Annotated in this window: 13 protein-coding genes and 3 pseudogenes; 6 read left to right on the top strand and 10 right to left on the bottom strand. The window is 58.9% G+C overall.

The window, feature by feature from the left end:
* Nucleotides 1–368: 368 nt before the first annotated feature.
* Both GJR96_RS15955 and GJR96_RS18560 read left to right on the top strand, forming a co-directional pair.
* Nucleotides 369–1,166, top strand: a complete 798-nt coding sequence (locus GJR96_RS15955; RefSeq protein ID WP_151164301.1) for a TrmB family transcriptional regulator — start codon at nt 369–371, stop codon at nt 1,164–1,166.
* Between the two features lie 99 nt (nt 1,167–1,265).
* A complete protein-coding gene (locus GJR96_RS18560; protein WP_191965910.1) occupies nt 1,266–1,619 on the top strand; it encodes a HalOD1 output domain-containing protein in 354 nt (117 codons plus the stop codon).
* 48 nt (nt 1,620–1,667) lie between these two features.
* Here GJR96_RS18560 and GJR96_RS15960 read toward each other — a convergent pair whose 3' ends face one another.
* Nucleotides 1,668–2,003 (bottom strand): DUF7344 domain-containing protein, encoded by a 336-nt coding sequence (locus tag GJR96_RS15960; RefSeq protein WP_151164304.1) that lies wholly within the window; start codon nt 2,001–2,003, stop codon nt 1,668–1,670.
* Between the two features lie 440 nt (nt 2,004–2,443).
* Here GJR96_RS15960 and GJR96_RS15965 point away from each other — a divergent pair, with 440 nt between their 5' ends.
* Nucleotides 2,444–2,701, top strand: coding sequence for a DUF5789 family protein (locus tag GJR96_RS15965; RefSeq protein ID WP_151164306.1), 258 nt, complete (start codon nt 2,444–2,446; stop codon nt 2,699–2,701).
* A 137-nt stretch (nt 2,702–2,838) separates the two neighbouring features.
* Here the strand turns inward: GJR96_RS15965 and GJR96_RS15970 are convergent.
* Nucleotides 2,839–3,084: pseudogene (locus GJR96_RS15970) on the bottom strand (cation diffusion facilitator family transporter); the annotation flags it as partial.
* A gap of 459 nt (nt 3,085–3,543) precedes the next feature.
* Nucleotides 3,544–4,515, bottom strand: a complete 972-nt coding sequence (locus GJR96_RS15975; RefSeq protein WP_394349504.1) for an AI-2E family transporter — start codon at nt 4,513–4,515, stop codon at nt 3,544–3,546.
* 181 nt (nt 4,516–4,696) lie between these two features.
* Here GJR96_RS15975 and GJR96_RS15980 point away from each other — a divergent pair.
* Nucleotides 4,697–4,969 (top strand): annotated as a pseudogene (locus GJR96_RS15980) (DUF7539 family protein); the annotation flags it as partial.
* An 84-nt stretch (nt 4,970–5,053) separates the two neighbouring features.
* Here the strand turns inward: GJR96_RS15980 and GJR96_RS15985 are convergent.
* The 7 genes from GJR96_RS15985 to GJR96_RS16020 form a co-directional block, all read right to left on the bottom strand.
* Nucleotides 5,054–5,329 carry a hypothetical protein gene (locus GJR96_RS15985; RefSeq protein WP_151164310.1) on the bottom strand — a complete coding sequence of 92 codons (276 nt, stop codon included), beginning with the start codon at nt 5,327–5,329 and terminating at the stop codon, nt 5,054–5,056.
* Nucleotides 5,326–6,420: an SPFH domain-containing protein gene (locus GJR96_RS15990; RefSeq protein WP_151164313.1), complete on the bottom strand. Its 1,095-nt coding sequence runs from the start codon at nt 6,418–6,420 to the stop codon at nt 5,326–5,328. Before GJR96_RS15990 ends, GJR96_RS15985 begins: the two co-directional genes overlap by 4 nt.
* A gap of 286 nt (nt 6,421–6,706) precedes the next feature.
* On the bottom strand, nt 6,707–8,287 hold the full coding sequence (locus GJR96_RS15995) for an acetolactate synthase large subunit (protein ID WP_151164316.1): 1,581 nt from the start codon (nt 8,285–8,287) through the stop codon (nt 6,707–6,709).
* Nucleotides 8,287–9,648 carry an NAD-dependent succinate-semialdehyde dehydrogenase gene (locus GJR96_RS16000; RefSeq protein ID WP_151164319.1) on the bottom strand — a complete coding sequence of 454 codons (1,362 nt, stop codon included), beginning with the start codon at nt 9,646–9,648 and terminating at the stop codon, nt 8,287–8,289. The genes GJR96_RS15995 and GJR96_RS16000 overlap by 1 nt, the downstream gene beginning before the upstream one ends.
* Before the next feature lie 173 nt (nt 9,649–9,821).
* The gene (locus GJR96_RS16005) at nt 9,822–10,040 is read right to left on the bottom strand and encodes a DUF1328 domain-containing protein (protein ID WP_151164322.1); all 219 of its coding nucleotides are present in this window, start codon (nt 10,038–10,040) and stop codon (nt 9,822–9,824) included.
* 354 nt (nt 10,041–10,394) lie between these two features.
* Nucleotides 10,395–11,060 (bottom strand): DUF7344 domain-containing protein, encoded by a 666-nt coding sequence (locus GJR96_RS16015; RefSeq protein WP_151164326.1) that lies wholly within the window; start codon nt 11,058–11,060, stop codon nt 10,395–10,397.
* Nucleotides 11,061–11,430: 370 nt separating this feature from the next.
* Nucleotides 11,431–12,639 carry a CBS domain-containing protein gene (locus GJR96_RS16020; RefSeq protein ID WP_151164329.1) on the bottom strand — a complete coding sequence of 403 codons (1,209 nt, stop codon included), beginning with the start codon at nt 12,637–12,639 and terminating at the stop codon, nt 11,431–11,433.
* A 137-nt stretch (nt 12,640–12,776) separates the two neighbouring features.
* Between GJR96_RS16020 and GJR96_RS16025 the strand changes: the two genes are divergently transcribed.
* Together GJR96_RS16025 and GJR96_RS16030 are read left to right on the top strand one after the other, a co-directional pair.
* Nucleotides 12,777–14,750 carry an SLC13 family permease gene (locus GJR96_RS16025; protein WP_225317767.1) on the top strand — a complete coding sequence of 658 codons (1,974 nt, stop codon included), beginning with the start codon at nt 12,777–12,779 and terminating at the stop codon, nt 14,748–14,750.
* 148 nt (nt 14,751–14,898) lie between these two features.
* Nucleotides 14,899–15,216 (top strand): annotated as a pseudogene (locus GJR96_RS16030) (IS5/IS1182 family transposase); the annotation flags it as partial.
* Nucleotides 15,217–15,461 lie beyond the last annotated feature (245 nt).

Raw genomic sequence — 15,461 nt, forward strand, 5'->3', positions numbered from 1 at the left:
TTCCCCAGTGATTCTCTAATTAGTTTGCTCCCGACACGGATAGGTATTGTCACTCAGTTTATGACGGTGAATGTGGATGAGTCGTGAGATGGGAAGTATAACCGTCTGAACCCACCCCAGAGACGGGTTGGATAAAATTATTGTGAGTATTATAGTGACAACTGGGGAATCTGGACATCACACCATAGAAGTACAGATAATCGAGATATAAGATTGTCACCCGTTTAATCACAAAAGGTATATGGCGTGTGAAGCCCGACCACTTCATCGGCACGCGGGCCAATTCTGTGTCCCACCCACCGCACTGCTTCGTTCCGCTCGGACGCTCTCCGTGGCTGGGCTCACAATGACCCACATCCGCCTGACCGATGAGTAACAATCCAGACGAGGACCCACAGTCCGTCGCAATCGAGCAACTCGAACGGTTCGGGTTGAGTGCTTACGCCGCGCGGACATTTGTCGCGCTTGCGAGCCTCGGCACGGGGACAGCCAGAGATGTCAGCCAAGTGTCTGAGGTACCACGCACTCGAGTATACGACGCGATCGACGAGTTACACGATTGGGGACTCGTCGATATCCTCCAATCGTCGCCCAAGCAGTTCTGGGCAATCTCCGCCGAAACTGCGAGTCGGACGTTCGTCCACGAGCTAGAACACCGCACGGAACTCCTCCAGACGGCGCTCAGTGAACTCGAACCCATCGAACGACGGGCCGAACAACGCGGCGTCTGGACGGTAGACGGGCAGACGGCGGTCACGGAGCGAGCTCTGGAGTACATCGCGAGCGCGGAAGAGGAAATCGTCTACATGACCGTCGAGGACCTCCTCACGGACGAGTTAATCGACGGGTTGGGCGAGGCCGCAGAGCGGGGTGTTTCGATTCATCTCGCCGGGGTGTCGACGGAGGTCCAAGAACACATTCAAGAGGAAATCCCCGGCGCGACGATGTTCGAATCGCTGTGGGTCTGGTCGGACACGTCGGCGGGACGACTCATGATGGTCGACGGGCGAAAAACTCTCGTGAGCGCGCTCGTCAACGGTGAGGACGCGAGTCCGTCTGACCCGCGGTCGGAGACCGCCATGTGGGGCGAGGGTGACACGAACAGTCTGGTCGTGGTTCTGAAGGCTATCTTCACCTGGCGACTCGACACGGAGAATCCAAATTGACTGCATTCACTAGAACAACTCGACCACCGACAGCATGAACCTGTACTACCGTAATCTGCATGGCCAGACGCCTGCACCGACGTACTGGCGGTATCACTCATGACTGGCTTCGATAGGAGAGACGACTACAGCCCGGGTACCGATGCGGACGGTGTCATTCGAGCCGAGTACGACTGGTCGTCACTGCCCCCGAGCACAGCGGTTATCGAGACTGTCGCAATCGCGGCAAATCGTGAGCCCACGGCACTCGAACCGCTATACAATACGGTCGACCCAGACGCCCTCGATGCGCTCTTTGATTCCAGTGGGTGTCACTCGACTGACGGAGTCACTACCGTCTCGTTCGAGTTCGCTGGCCATGGTGTACTGTTCAGGGCAATGGGGTTGTCGTCGTTCACCCGGCCGACTAGCGACACGAATCGAAGTGACACCAGGGCGAATCTGGCATCATAGAACTACCACTCCGGAAGACTCGTCGTCTCCCGATGAGCGACATTGGCGTCAGGGATTCGGCAGCGACACTGCCGCAGAGAGCGAGTCGAGCACTGTCTCGACCTGTTCGTTGGGGTGGTACCGGACGGCTCCGCTTCTGTGTTCGAACTCGACGACGCCGTACTCTGCTAACTTCGGCAGGTGGACGTGGTGTAGTTGAATGAAGAGATTTTTCCGGTCCTGCAGTGGGTCGTTCTTGGAGTCAGAACCACTACTGTGGAACTGGTCGACGATCTCGTCAACCGTCGTGGTCTCGTCAGCCTCGTGGCGCAAGTGGTGGATGATTCGTCGTCGGTGCTGGTCGGCGACAAGGTGGAGACACGCGTCGAGACTGTCGTTCGCCATACTACGTCCCTCTCTCCAGAGGTGCATCAATTGCAGCGAATTTCACACGTGAGAAGATTTTGATTATGTGAGTGACACTCGAAGCCTGCTCATCTCTGCGTCGATAGTCACTTTTTATCATACGAGTGAATGTAGACGAACCGCCTCCCCTGATGGCCGATGTCAGCCAAGTACTCAAGAACTCGTCTCTGCATAAAATTGTCCCGGCCCCACTCGTCCGTTTGTGGGAAACTACGTGTGGCCTTCCACGCTTCCTGTGTGCATGGCCTGTGGAATTTCCGTGGAGCACCGTTCAATTTTGAACATAACCGGAAGCTCGATAGAATCGGTCGATAACGGAGATTTCACCGATCAATAGCACTGCCGAGAATCTCAATCACCGGAGAATGTTCGTCACACCAGTTACGGCACTTATGTCCTTTCCGGACGTAGCTGCGAGTATGGCTCGCGAAATTAAGTTCAGTGACATTTCGACTGTGCTCGATGAAATCGAGTATCCCATCGGACGGTCTACAGCAGCGGAAGAACTCTCCGATGTCAGGTTGATATTGGCCGACGGTGATACAAACCTGGGCAAATTGGTTTCTGAGACGTCACTTGAGTCGTTCGAATCGGCTGCTGATATTGAGTCCGCACTCCACAACGTACTTCCACGGAAAGCGGTCGGGGAACCGTATCAGTCTGAGGGAGACGCGTAACCCATCGGACACTTGCTGTCTTCGATGGAACGGAGATGGTGAGATTCCGACGGAGATGTACGAGGCGTTCACGGTGGAGTACGAACGTGAGAAAGAGCGGCTTCGAACAGTCATTCCAAGACTTCTCGCTGCGACCCCACGAGAAACGCGTAGAAGAACTGGGACTTCCCGTGCCCAAAGGGGTGGGACCTTGTCGCATACTCTTTACTCGCTCTGATCCCGACCAAAAGCAGCACCTGATTGCCCGTATCGGAGATGGAGTGGTAGGTTTCGGCAAGCATCGCTGGACTCCCAGTCAACAAAAACCCGCCAAATTTCAGTATCGTAATACCGGCGTTCGCGATTAATGCGGCGATAACGACGCCGGTGCTTCCAGCAGCCATCTTGTGAAAGATAACGCCAACGGTTCAAGTCGTCGCATTTCACCGTGGATTGGGTTGTAATTATTTGAGAGACGAATCGGCAAATTGTCCGGTGATGTTGGGCGACCGGAAATCGGATGTGAGTCGTTTCCCCCCACCGCAGGACACGTTCGACCCGTTCGAGACGGGGAGGCCCCCGTTTTCTCTCAGTGAAGACAACAGACTGCAGTACCTACTAGTCACAACCTCGGAGGATGGACGTGTTGCGTGCCTTTTCAACGATGATTTCGATCTCGAATCTAACTTGGTGGCGAGTCATCTGCATTCTGATTTGATTTCTCCGGAAACAGTGGGGTCTCAGGTTCGAACCGCAGCGGGTATTCTGATTCTGTCACAGTGTGGCAAACGACCAACGTCGGTGGGTGAGAAGATACCACAACCACGGTTACGCAAGGATCTATGCCGGAAACGGTTCCTCTCTCAGCCGACGGTGGAGTCCGCTCGTTCCTGAACAAACAGGTCAAGGACGACCTTCGACCCGCCGAGTATGACGGGGCCGACGAACAAGCCGATTGCCCCAAACAGAACGATTCCCCCGAAGATACCCACGACGATGGTCGCGACGTTGATCGCTCCGCTCCGGTTGATAATCGCCGGGCGAAGATAGAGGTCCGAGGAGCTGACCACTGACCCGTAGGCAATAAACAGTATCGCTGTAGTGGGGCGACCGATTGCGAACAGGTAACCCGAAACCGGAAGCCAAACACCGAATGCCCCAACGAGCGGGAGCAACGTCAGAACAAATGTCGCCACAGTCAAGAACACAACCCCTGGCATGCCAACGAGCGCTAACCCGATTCCGAGTAGTACCGCTTGGACTCCCGCGACAGCGACGTTCCCGATAACGGACGCCCACATGAGGACGTCAAGTTCTCTGATAAGTTCCCGCTCCACACGATCAGAAAGCGGGACAATCGACTTTAGCCATGTGACGAACTGTTCACCGTCTCGCAATAACGCAAAGAGTACGAAGAGTGTCACGGTGAGGCCGATCAGCACACCAGGGAGACCGCCGACGACGGTCACCGCGCCGGTTGCAAGACGCTGCAACCCGCTCGCGATTGGCTCTTGATACGTCGCATACAACAGATCGAAATCGATCACATAGCCAATGGCTTCGAGTTGATCCTGAACGATGTCAGGACTGAGCCCCCCTTCTTGGAGGGCGGTTAGCAACCCCAGTCCCTGCTGAATTGCGACTGTAAGAAGATACGCGATCGGGATGAAGAGGACAACTACCGAAAGCGAGATGAGGATGAGGGCGGCTGTAGCTGAGCTCGTGTGACGCTCGAGCGTCCGTTGTGCGGGTGCGAGGACGTATGCGAGGACGATTGCGAGCAGAATATACTGAAGCTGTGTGAACACGAAAAGTAAACCGAGAACGCCGCTCACTACCGCCAAAATCGACAGTACAACATGGTCCGAAAACCAATGTTGATGGTCTCCCTGTTCAGTCATATTCAGTATAGAGATTCCCCTCATCCTTGACTTGTGTGTACAGAATTGGGCTACCTGTCAGTGGCCGTCACTTGATCCGAGTACTGCCAGGGTCGAAACCGGTGCAATCACGTCAGATAGCGAACTGGAGCGGCAGGGCGGCGATGGTGTCTGGGGGACCGATCAGTATGGAACCCACACAGTGGGGATCTCAAGCTCAGATGCCTCACTCGGCGTCGTCTGTGTGTACCACCCACAGATTACCAAAGATTCCGTCCTCCGTGGCGGAGACGGTCTCGACGACGAGACCGAAGAGCGACTCAATGCAGCGCTCTGGCGATATAGCGAACGGGTTTCGACGCTCATTGAAGCAGAACTCGACGAGTTCGTCCGTCAGACCCAGGGGTAAGCCCCGATCAGATCCACGTTCGGGTGATCGTACGCATCTATTGTATCCGGCGAGGGGACCCCGTCGTCGACGGTGCGTCGGATATCACACGCTGGCGCTGGAGTCGTTCATGAACGCGAACGCGATTTGCTTCGCCGTTTCCAGGTCTGCGGCGGTTCCAAGGTCACCGTCCCTCCCCGAGTGATGCACGTTGTATTCCCAAACGTTCCTGCCGTCGATGACCTCGTTGATGTATACCGCGCTTCTGGTGTGTTCCTGGCGATAGAGCACTGTGGTATAATTGCGGCCCATGAATTCGTTGTGTGTCGTCTGCTCGGTCTCTAGCACCCAGTCTGCCGGAAGGTTCTCTTCAGAAGTCATGCTCCGTCACCGGCGTGGTCGGCGCCCTCGGAGTTTGGGATCCCATCTTTGACCGCCTTGGCTTGCTGTTCCAGCTCTTCGACGTCCATCTCGGCGGCCTTGTCGATCTCGCCGAGGATCTCCTTGATGTCGTCGAGTCCGATGAGTTCGCGGGTCTCGGCGTCGAATCCCAGGCTATCTAGCCGGTGCCCATTGGTCGCCACGTCGCCCCCCGTGAGGTGTTTGCCGTAGCGACCAACCAGCGAGGTGAGTTCCTGGGGGAGGACGAACGTCGTCGACTCTCCCCGACCGATTGCTTCGAGCGTGTCCATTCCTTTGTCGATGATCGCGCGCTCGCCCATCGATTCGGCGGACTTCGCCCGCAGCACCGTCGAGATCGCATCGCCCTGTGCCTCGAGGATCTGGCTCTGTTTTTCACCTTGCGCTCGAATGATGTTCGACTGCTTGTCTCCTTCGGCTTTCTCGACCGCACTCCGGCGTTCGCCCTGTGCTTCGAGGATCGTGGCCCGGCGTCTCCGCTCTGCGCCGGTTTGCTGTTCCATCGCTTGTTGAACCTCCTGACTGGGGTTGACCTCCCGGACCTCGACCGACTCGACGCGGATCCCCCATTCGTCGGTGGGTTCGTCTAGTTCCTTGCGGATGCGAGCGTTGATCTCCTGGCGCTTGTTCAGCGTGTCGTCCAGTTCCATGTCGCCGATGACTGCCCGGAGCGTGGTCTGGGCGAGGTTCGAAACCGCCGTCTTGTAGTCTTCGACCTCCAGGAACGCCTTCTTCGCGTCCATCACACGGAGATAGACGACGGCATCCGCTGTCACGGGAGAGTTATCCCGCGTAATCGCCTCCTGTCGGGGCACATCCATTGTCTGGGTACGCATATCGAACGTGTACGTGCGCGAGACGAACGGGGGAACGAAGTTGATGCCCGGCTCGAGCAAGCCGCGATACTCGCCGAACACGGTGAGCGCCTGTTTATCGTACGCGTCGACGAACCGCACCATCTGCCAGATAGTGACGATTGCCAGCACCAGTACCAGCAGGCCGACTATCGCGAATCCGAGAGTGGAGACCTGCAGCGGGACCGGGTCGTACATGTGTTCTACATTCGCTCCGTGTCTGTATCAAGGGGCGATATTTTCACACGCATCCGCGTTACCATTATGTGGGTGACACGACCGACAGCACCCGTACTGGTCCACTCGAAGCACGAACGGACGATGGGTACTCGACCTGTAATCTGCAAGTAGAATGAACTACCTGTAACAGCGAGAGGGTCCCGCCCTTCCCGTGAGGCGCGAGCGTTCCGACACTCTGTTCTCGGAACCGAGGGCCGAACAAGGCGGGCGTGAGTCGCGTAAACTCCGGTGAGAAACCGCTGTGTCACTGCCCAAGCGTGATCTCGACCAGGGACATCTCGTTCGCAGGAACAACACTTTCGAGAACGGTCTCGACCTCAGACCACGTCTCTGGCCGGTAGCTATCGATTCCGAAGCTCTCGGCGAATCGTTCGAAGTCGGGGTTCGTCAGTTCGGTTCCGAAGTGTTCACCGGTGTGTGCGACCTGGTTCTCCGAGATGAGACCGTAGTCGTCGTCGTTGAACACGACGATCGTATACCCGAGGTCGAGGCGGGTTGCCGTCTCTATCTCGGCTGCATTCATCAGAAACCCACCGTCGCCGGTCGCGACGACGACGTTCGCATCGGTCGCGAGATCGGCAGCGATTCCGCCGGGAACGGCAATTCCCATGCTTGCCAACCCGTTTGAGATGATGCACGTGTTGGGTTCGTAGGTGGGGAAACTCTGTGCGATTGCCATCTTGTGACTCCCGACGTCGGAGAGCAGAATGTCATCGTCAGCCATCACTTCCCGGAGGAACGGCAGCGTCCGTTTCACCGAGAATGGGTCGTCTGACTCGGGTTTTCGTTGCACGTCCGCGACGATTCGCTCGCGCAGGTCCTGACACCACTTCGGTCCAGACGCGGAATCGAGATGCATCCGTAGCTCTCGGAGGACCGTCGAGATGTCCGCGACAATTTCCACGTCAGGATTGTAGTGTCGGTATACTTCTGCAGGCTCGTGATCGACGTGGATGATGGCCTTATCGAGGTCGGCGTTCCACGAGCGAGGGTCGTGCTCAGCGATGTCGTAGCCGACTGCGAGTACACAATCGGCACGTGAGATTGCCGTGGACGCCTCGGACTGCGGTCCAGAACCGAGTGTCATCAGTGAATTATCGAGACGATCCGAGACCGCTCCCTTTCCCATGTACGTCGCGACGACGGGCATCCCAGCGTGGTCGACAAGTTCGCGCAACCGGTTCGATGTTGACGTTCGGACGGCACCGTTACCGGCTAACACCAGCGGGGTGTCTGCGTCCTCGAGGAGTTCGACGGCGTGGTCGAGTGACCGTTCGTCGGGGGCAGCCCGTCGCACACGTGGCCGAGTTGGGAGCGGCTCTGCGTCGAGTTCTTGTGCTGCAACGTCCTCGGGGAACTCGAGGTGGGTCGCACCGGGTTTCTCGTACTCGGCGAGCTTGAACGCCTTGCGTACCGACTCCGGGATGATCTCGGCATCGGTGATCTGTGTGTTCCACTTCACGACCGGCTCGAACATGTGGACGATGTCGAGGGCCTGGTGGCTCTCCTGATGGAGGCGCTCGAGCCCCCCTTGTCCCGTAATCGCGACAAGTGGGGACTTGTCCAGATGGGCGTCTGCGACGCCCGTGAGAAGATTCGTGGCACCCGGCCCCAACGTAGAGAGGCAGACACCAGCTTCGCCTGTCAACCGACCGTGGACGTCGGCCATGAACGCCGCACCCTGTTCGTGTCGAACTGGGATGAACTGGATGTCCGAATCTCGAAGTGAGAACAGCAGGGCTTCGAGTTCTTCTCCCGGGAGCCCGAACACGTACTCGACACCCTCTGTTTCGAGGCATCTGACGAGGAGGTCGGATGCCTTCATTATTCCACCCAGACGGTCTTGCGATTGACGAACTCCATGATGCCGGCATTCGAGAGTTCTCGGCCGTAGCCAGATTCCTTGACCCCACCGAACGGGACCCGTGGATCGGACTTCACCAGCTGATTCACGTACACGTTACCGGCGTCGATCTGTCGAGCGAGTCGCTCGCCGCGCTCACGGTCTTCGGTCCAGATGCTCGCACCCAGACCGAACTCGGTATCGTTGGCTTTCTCGATCGCCGTGGTCTCGTCTGGAACCTCGTAGACAGCGGCGACGGGTCCGAACGTCTCCTCGCTGTCGGCCGGACAGCCCTCAGGGACATCAGCGAGGATTGTAGGGGGGTAGTACGCACCCTGCCGGTCGAGGGGTTCACCACCTGTGACGACTCGTGCGCCCGCCTCGACACTCGCTTCTACCTGTTCGTGGAGGGACTCCAGAAGGTCTTGACGGGCCTGTGGACCGACGTCGGTCTCCTCGTCCACTGGGTCGCCAACCGTGAGTGACGAGACCACCTCGGTGAACCGGTCGAGGAACGCCTGATACACGTCCGTGTGAACGATGAATCGTTTGGCTGCGATACAGGACTGCCCACCGTTCTGGTTTCGCGCCCACGCGCCGGTCTCCGCGGCGGCCGAAATATCAGCGTCGTCGAGAACGATGAACGGGTCGCTTCCACCGAGTTCCAGCACTGTCTTCTTGAGGTGCTCGCCCGCTGTCGACGCGACGGCCCTCCCAGCCGGTCCACTTCCGGTCAGTGTCGCGGCCCGGACGCGTTCGTCCGCGAGAATTTCGTCGACGAATTCCGACGGGACCAACAGTGATTGGAAGACTCCCTCGGGGTAACCAGCCTCGCGAAACACCTCCTCGATTGCCATCGAACAGCCGGGGACGTTGGAGGCGTGTTTCAGCAGCCCGACGTTTCCCGCCGTCAGCGAGGGGGCGGCGAATCTGAACACCTGCCAGAACGGGAAGTTCCACGGCATAACTGCGAGGACCGGTCCCAGTGGTTCGTAGACAGTCTCGACCGCCGCTCCCGGTGGACTGGGGTGTCCCTCGGGTTCCAGGTACGCACTCGCATGTTCCGCGTAGTGATCACAGCCCCACGCACACTTTTCGACCTCTGCGATAGCTTGCGAGAGCGGTTTTCCCATCTCGCGAGTCATCGTTTCGGCGTACTTGCGTTTGTTCTCACGCAGGACCTCACCGGCAGCTGCAAGCAGTTCTTCGCGCTCCCGAACTGGCCGGAGGCGCCAGTCTTCGAACGCAGCATTCGCCCGGTCGAGCGCTGCTTCGATCTCCGACTGGGTGTGTTCCGTGTACGATTCGACTCGCTCGCCAGTCGACGGGTCGACTACGTCCATGCCCATACGAATTCGGTGTGCAAGACGTTAACTCACAGGGGTGCCGTCGGCGGCGCGGCGGAGATTGCACGCTGGCGACGGACTCGGTCGTGAACGCGACCGCCATCTGTTTCGCCGTTTCCAAGTCGCCGGGTCGAGGGTTGCGTGTACCACCGAGAGCAGTCGGGGTGAGGCTACAGAACGAACGTGACGATAGCGAGGACGACGAAGATGATGACGAGCCACTTTGCGATATCCATACTGAGTCCAGCGACACCCCGGGCACCGAGCACCGCTGCGACGATCGCGAGAATCAAAAAGAGGACTGCAAGCTCGAGGAAATTACCCCCGAACTGTAACGGCACCGCCTGGACCGAGACAGCGCTATCCAGAACTCCGCGTGATGCTATCATAGCACACCTACGTCTTCTGACCATTTCAACCCGCAACGTATTCACCCTCATCTTGTTTTTGAGTAATCGAGTAACTCCATAGGGTGGGCGTGATTCACTCGGTTAATCAGCACACGACATCATTCGGTAGACCCTTACGCCCATGGACCCGGGCTCTATTTCGTCGTCGAAGGTGCTTCCATGGCCGAATTCGCGGCCCCGATGGAGTCGGACCGCTGGCCAGTCGAGGACTGTGGGGCTGGACGGACGCTTCAGAACGAAACGTCGGCTTCGTCTCTGGGCCCCACCGCTGCTGCGGAGGGGTTCGTGCCACGATCGTCGTAGTATTTGCGGCCAATATACTCGTCGCTTACGTTACCAATGATGGTCGTGAACAACTCGTCGGCCGAGAATCGTCGCGCGGGCGCCGACCACCGCGACGACGAGCATGGCCCCGATGACGAGTGCCGTGACACTCTCCACGGGGAGACCGCCGACCAGGGCGAACAGCCGCAGACCGACGGCGCCCACCACGGCGGCGATGGCGGCCGAGACGGCCGTCCCGCGCACCAGCTCCGCGTCGGTCGCCGAGTCGTCGCCGTGGACCTGCCCGTGGTGGAGGTACTTGACGAGCTGTTCGGCCTCGTCGCGGAGGACGACCGTTCCGCGGTTCTTGTCGAAGTCGACGACGTTGGCCTGGTCCATCCGGGGGAGGTGACACTGGTAGAGCCCGATGTAGACCCGCTTGCGCTGGTCCGAGGAGAGCTGGTCCACGTCGATGCCGTTCTCCAAGGCGGCGATGTGCTCGGCGAGGTCGCTCAGCGTGGACCGCCCACCGTGAACGAGCAGGTACTCCAGCGTGTCGCGCCGACGCCTGTTCATCAGTATCTCGAACGTCGTGTCGAGCGAGAAGTCTCCGACGGTGGCACGCCCGTCGGGTTCCGTATCGGACTGCGCCCTGTCCGGGGACGGCCGTCGCCGGGCTTCGATCGCAAATCTGAGTTCGTCATCGGGGGATCCAAGTACGTTACGTAGCTTCATCAGATACCCGACAACCGTTCCCCAAATGTCTAAAGTGACAACAATTTACTGACCGAGACATTTTTGATTAACTGAGTGACTTGGCTTCCTCCACCGTTGGCGTTGACACGTTCGTCCCTGGACTGGTCAAGCACGGTGGATCAATATTGGCTCTACCGAAATCCGTCTCAACTGACATTCGAAGAAAAGACTCTTCGACCACCCACATTGCTAGTAGCTGCGCTCGAATCGCATCTCAACCTAGTCATTTCGATCCCAGATCACCGTCGAAAGCATCTGAAACGTAACTCCGGAGATCCACGAAGGTATGGGTAAGAGACAGCGCTAAACCACGGGGGTTTCTCCTCAAACTTCGTAAACCCTGATAGGGTTACCCTCCGAGCCACCAGCCATAGAGCTGTGTCTGCTCGTCAGTGTCGGGATGCTTCTTCGAGTCGCCGTAGGTCTTCCCCTTGAGCAGCTGGCGTTCAACTGCGTTCGCGGCAAGACGGAGTGCGTGCGTCGCTCCGTATCCTTCGCCATCGGCCGTGAAGTAGCCGCGGTCGGTCACCAGTCGAATCCGTGCCAACACGAGTGGTACGCCCCGACTCTGTTCTTTGTGCTCCTGTAATTCGATACTGGCCTTGATGACGCTCATCTCGCCGTACTTCGAGGTGACACTCTCGATTAACGCGGAGACGTCGTCGTAGTCCATCCCCTCAAGCAGGTCGAGTCCGAACACCTGGACGGCGTTCCGGTCGTCGCGCTCCCAGGTGAGCGCCTCGATGACGTCCGTCTTCGTGATGATACCGATCGGTTCGTCGGTGTCGTCGGCCGTGACGACGAGAGAAGAGACCTCCCGCTCGAACATCGTCTCGACGACTTCGTCAAGCGTCGCGCTCCGCTCGACCGTCGCGACTGCGTCGGACATCAGGTTCCGCACTGGCAGGTCGAGCATCCGGTCGGCATCACCCTCGCGTGCGCCGAATCCACCACGGTTCTGCCCGCCACCGGCACGGCCACCGAAACCGCTCGACGAACCGCCCTGGCTCTTGCTGCCACCTCGTGTCGTGAACTCGACGACATCGTACAGGCTCAGCAGACCCACGAGGTCGTCCCCGTCGACGACCGGGAGATGGGCGATTCCGGCTTCTCGGAGCAGATTGAGCGCTTTCCCGATCGTGGTTTCAGGGGTCGCACTGACCAATTCCGCCGTGTACGCGTCGTCAACGGTCGCTGCGTCGAGAAACGGACGGACAGCCTCGAGCACGGCATCGCCAGTCACCACACCGACGACACGGTCATCGCGGAGTACGGGGAGCGTTTTGGCATCGCTTCCGATCATGAGTCGGGCGACCTCGCGGACGTCCTCAGTGCGGTCGACCGTCGGGACGTGCTGGACCTGTGAGCCGACCTTCGCAGACGGCTGGTTGGACGAGGACGCCAGCTGTCGGCGACTCACGATGCCGCGATACTCGTCGCCGTCCGTTACGATGACCGCATCGAGTTCCTGATTCTCGAACGCTCCGGCGACCTTCGAGAGCGGTGTACCGATATCGAACTCCGTGAATTTCGGGGAGAGTATCTCAGAGATATCCATTGTGACTCTCTAGTCAGAGGGTCGCTGGACGGTTATGCTTGTTCCACTCCCCATTCATTCCACCTGCATTCGGCGACGGAGCGGTGAGAGCCGTACTACTATGTAGACTCCACTGGTACCCATACATAGTTGATTCTGTGACGAACGGACCGCACACTCTCGCACTGGCGACGCCAACACTCCTCCAGCAGACCCCGGTAGCGTTGCCAGTCTCGATTGACGTGGTCGTCGTGCTCGCCGTCGTCACCGTCGCGCTCGTCCTGTTCGTCCTCCAGCCAGTCTCAATAGATACGACTGCCATCGCGCTGATGGTCGCGCTCATCCTCCTTGGTCCGTGGACAGGCGTCTCCCCAGAGGAGGGCGTCTCGGGTTTCTCGAACCCCGCGACGCTCACTGTGCTGGCGATGTTCATCCTCAGCGAGGGGGTGAGACAGACCGGTGTCATCCAGATCCTCACACAGAAGATAGAGTCGTTCGCGGGCGACAGTGAATTCCGACAGCTCCTCGCGACGGTCGGACTGGCCGGCCCGTCAGCAGGCTTCGTCAACAACACGCCCATCGTCGCAGTATTCATCCCCGTCGTCACGAACCTCGCCAAGAAGACCGGAACCTCACCGTCGAAGCTGCTGATTCCCCTCTCCTATGCCTCGATGCTCGGCGGGACTCTTACCGTCATCGGGACGTCGACGAACCTGCTCGCGAGCGCCATCTGGGCGCAGATTGGGCCGACCGGTGAGCCGTTCTCGCTGTTCGAGTTCACACAACTGGGGGCCGTCGTACTGGCCGTCGGTACCGTCTATCTGCTGACCGTCGGGCGGTATCTCACACCTGCCCGAATCACCGCCGAAGGGTCCCCCACAGACCAGTTCGGGATGGCTGACTACCTGACCGACGTCGTCGTCCACGAGGACTCCGACCTCGTCGGGTCGCAGGTGCGAGAGCTGCGGCGCGGCGACCTCGACCTAGACGTGTTCGAGATCGTGCGCAACGGCCGCAGCATCGTCCGAGGCCTCCCGAGCGAGCGGATCCACGCTGGCGACGTCCTTTCCGTAAGAGCGAGCCAGGAGACGCTCGAACAGGTCATCGGGGACGACCACCTCGACTTCCTGCCGGAACTCCTCGACGCCGCAGAGGATGGGCACGAACCGCTCCCCGAAGGATTCGTGCCCGAACACCACGCGTGGAGCCGACCGTCGGCGACACCCGACCCGAACACGAACGACGACGAGAGCACGGAGAGACCGGAGGAAGCCGAAGATGAAGTTTCGCTCACGGAGATTGTGTTGCTCCCCGGGGCGTGGTTGAACAGACGGAACGGCGTTGCTGGATTCGAGCGCGACTACGACGCGACCGTGCTTGCCGTCCGCCGGGGGAACGAAGTGATTCGCCAGCGCCTCCGGAACGTGCGTCTGCAGGGCGGTGACGTATTGCTCATCCAGACGACCGAGGACGTTCTGGACCGACTCCAAGCAGACAACAAGATTGTCGTCTTCAGTGACAGACGCTGGGAGGAGTTCGACCGGACACAGATCCCCATCGCACTGGGCATCGTCGCCGGCGTCGTCGGACTGGCCGCCCTCGAGGTCCTCCCCATCATGGTCAGCGCCCTCGCCGGTGTCGTGGCGATGCTCTTCTCCGGTATTCTCCGCCCCGCGGACGCCTACGAGGCCGTCGACTGGGATGTCATCTTCCTGATCGCGGGCGTCATCCCCTTGGGCATCGCATTTGAGGCGTCCGGGACCGCGGATCTGATCGCGACGGGTATCGTAGCCGGGAGTACTGTCCTCACACCGATTGCGATGCTCGCGACGTTTTACCTCGGCACCGCGATCATCACGGAGATGGTGAGCAACAACGCGAGCGTCGTGTTGATGCTTCCGATCGCTGTCGAGGTGGCAGGTCAACTCGACGTCAACGCCTTCGCGTTCGCCCTCGCGGTGACGTTCGCCGCCAGCACGCCGCTACTCAGCCCGGTCGGCTACCAAACGAACCTCATGGTCTATGGACCTGGCGGCTACAAGTTCACCGACTTCGCGCGCGTCGGCGCGCCGCTCCAGCTCATCCTGACTGTCGTCACGACGGTCGGCATCGTGTTCTTCTGGGGAGTGTGACGCGACAAAATCACGACTGCAGTGTGTGCAAGGCGGCGAAACAGCAACCTCCCCCCACGAGACCCCCCACTTAGAACGGCAACAACGGGGAGAAGTGACTCTGTTGAAATCCTCAGAGAGTTACAGGCTCGGCCGTTAGTGTAGCGGAATGCAGGCCCTCCCAAAGTCCCGGTTGCTCCAGTTCGTTGAGCAAGCAATTCAGTTGGCTTGTCGAGCCGTTGCACGACACTCTTCGAAGTTCTCGAAGCGGCGGTACATACTCTGTCAGCACATCGTCTTGCTCTGTCTCAAAGGACGGAAGAATACGACGTACCGGATGCTTCTTGACGATCTCATCGAAATGCCTCGTATTCGAAGAGTAATCGGTCTTGAGGAGCTCCCGTACCCCTCAACGCTGTGTAAAGCGTTCGACCGACTCGATATGGCCGTGTGGCATGTCCTTCTCAACCTCTCGGTCACACACTTGTATAATGACTCACACTGGCCAACAGACAAGGATTCAGTAAGAGTAGCGCACGGACATTAACGAACAGGGGTGGATGGGAAAGGTCGTTATCTAAATTATTGCGACAGTGGTCGCGTTGGCGACATTCCGGGAATCACAGGAGACATAAAACACCATCACATCTCAGAATACCCGCTGGTATCCGGTCCTGGAACCCCACAGTTTCCGGAGTAATCCCCCCACTCGAGACATGGATTAGATGAGGT

Source organism: Haloferax litoreum, assembly GCF_009674605.1.
Lineage (GTDB): Archaea > Halobacteriota > Halobacteria > Halobacteriales > Haloferacaceae > Haloferax > Haloferax litoreum.

Bases quoted from the DNA above. Each gene is read 5' to 3' on its own strand.
- GJR96_RS15955 (WP_151164301.1), top strand. From the start codon at position 369: ATGAGTAACAATCCAGACGAGGACCCACAGTCCGTCGCAATCGAGCAA.
- GJR96_RS18560 (WP_191965910.1), top strand. From the start codon at position 1,266: ATGACTGGCTTCGATAGGAGAGACGACTACAGCCCGGGTACCGATGCG.
- GJR96_RS15960 (WP_151164304.1), bottom strand. From the start codon at position 2,003: ATGGCGAACGACAGTCTCGACGCGTGTCTCCACCTTGTCGCCGACCAG.
- GJR96_RS15965 (WP_151164306.1), top strand. From the start codon at position 2,444: ATGGCTCGCGAAATTAAGTTCAGTGACATTTCGACTGTGCTCGATGAA.
- GJR96_RS15985 (WP_151164310.1), bottom strand. From the start codon at position 5,329: ATGACTTCTGAAGAGAACCTTCCGGCAGACTGGGTGCTAGAGACCGAG.
- GJR96_RS15990 (WP_151164313.1), bottom strand. From the start codon at position 6,420: ATGTACGACCCGGTCCCGCTGCAGGTCTCCACTCTCGGATTCGCGATA.
- GJR96_RS15995 (WP_151164316.1), bottom strand. From the start codon at position 8,287: ATGAAGGCATCCGACCTCCTCGTCAGATGCCTCGAAACAGAGGGTGTC.
- GJR96_RS16000 (WP_151164319.1), bottom strand. From the start codon at position 9,648: ATGGACGTAGTCGACCCGTCGACTGGCGAGCGAGTCGAATCGTACACG.
- GJR96_RS16005 (WP_151164322.1), bottom strand. From the start codon at position 10,040: ATGATAGCATCACGCGGAGTTCTGGATAGCGCTGTCTCGGTCCAGGCG.
- GJR96_RS16015 (WP_151164326.1), bottom strand. From the start codon at position 11,060: ATGAAGCTACGTAACGTACTTGGATCCCCCGATGACGAACTCAGATTT.
- GJR96_RS16020 (WP_151164329.1), bottom strand. From the start codon at position 12,639: ATGGATATCTCTGAGATACTCTCCCCGAAATTCACGGAGTTCGATATC.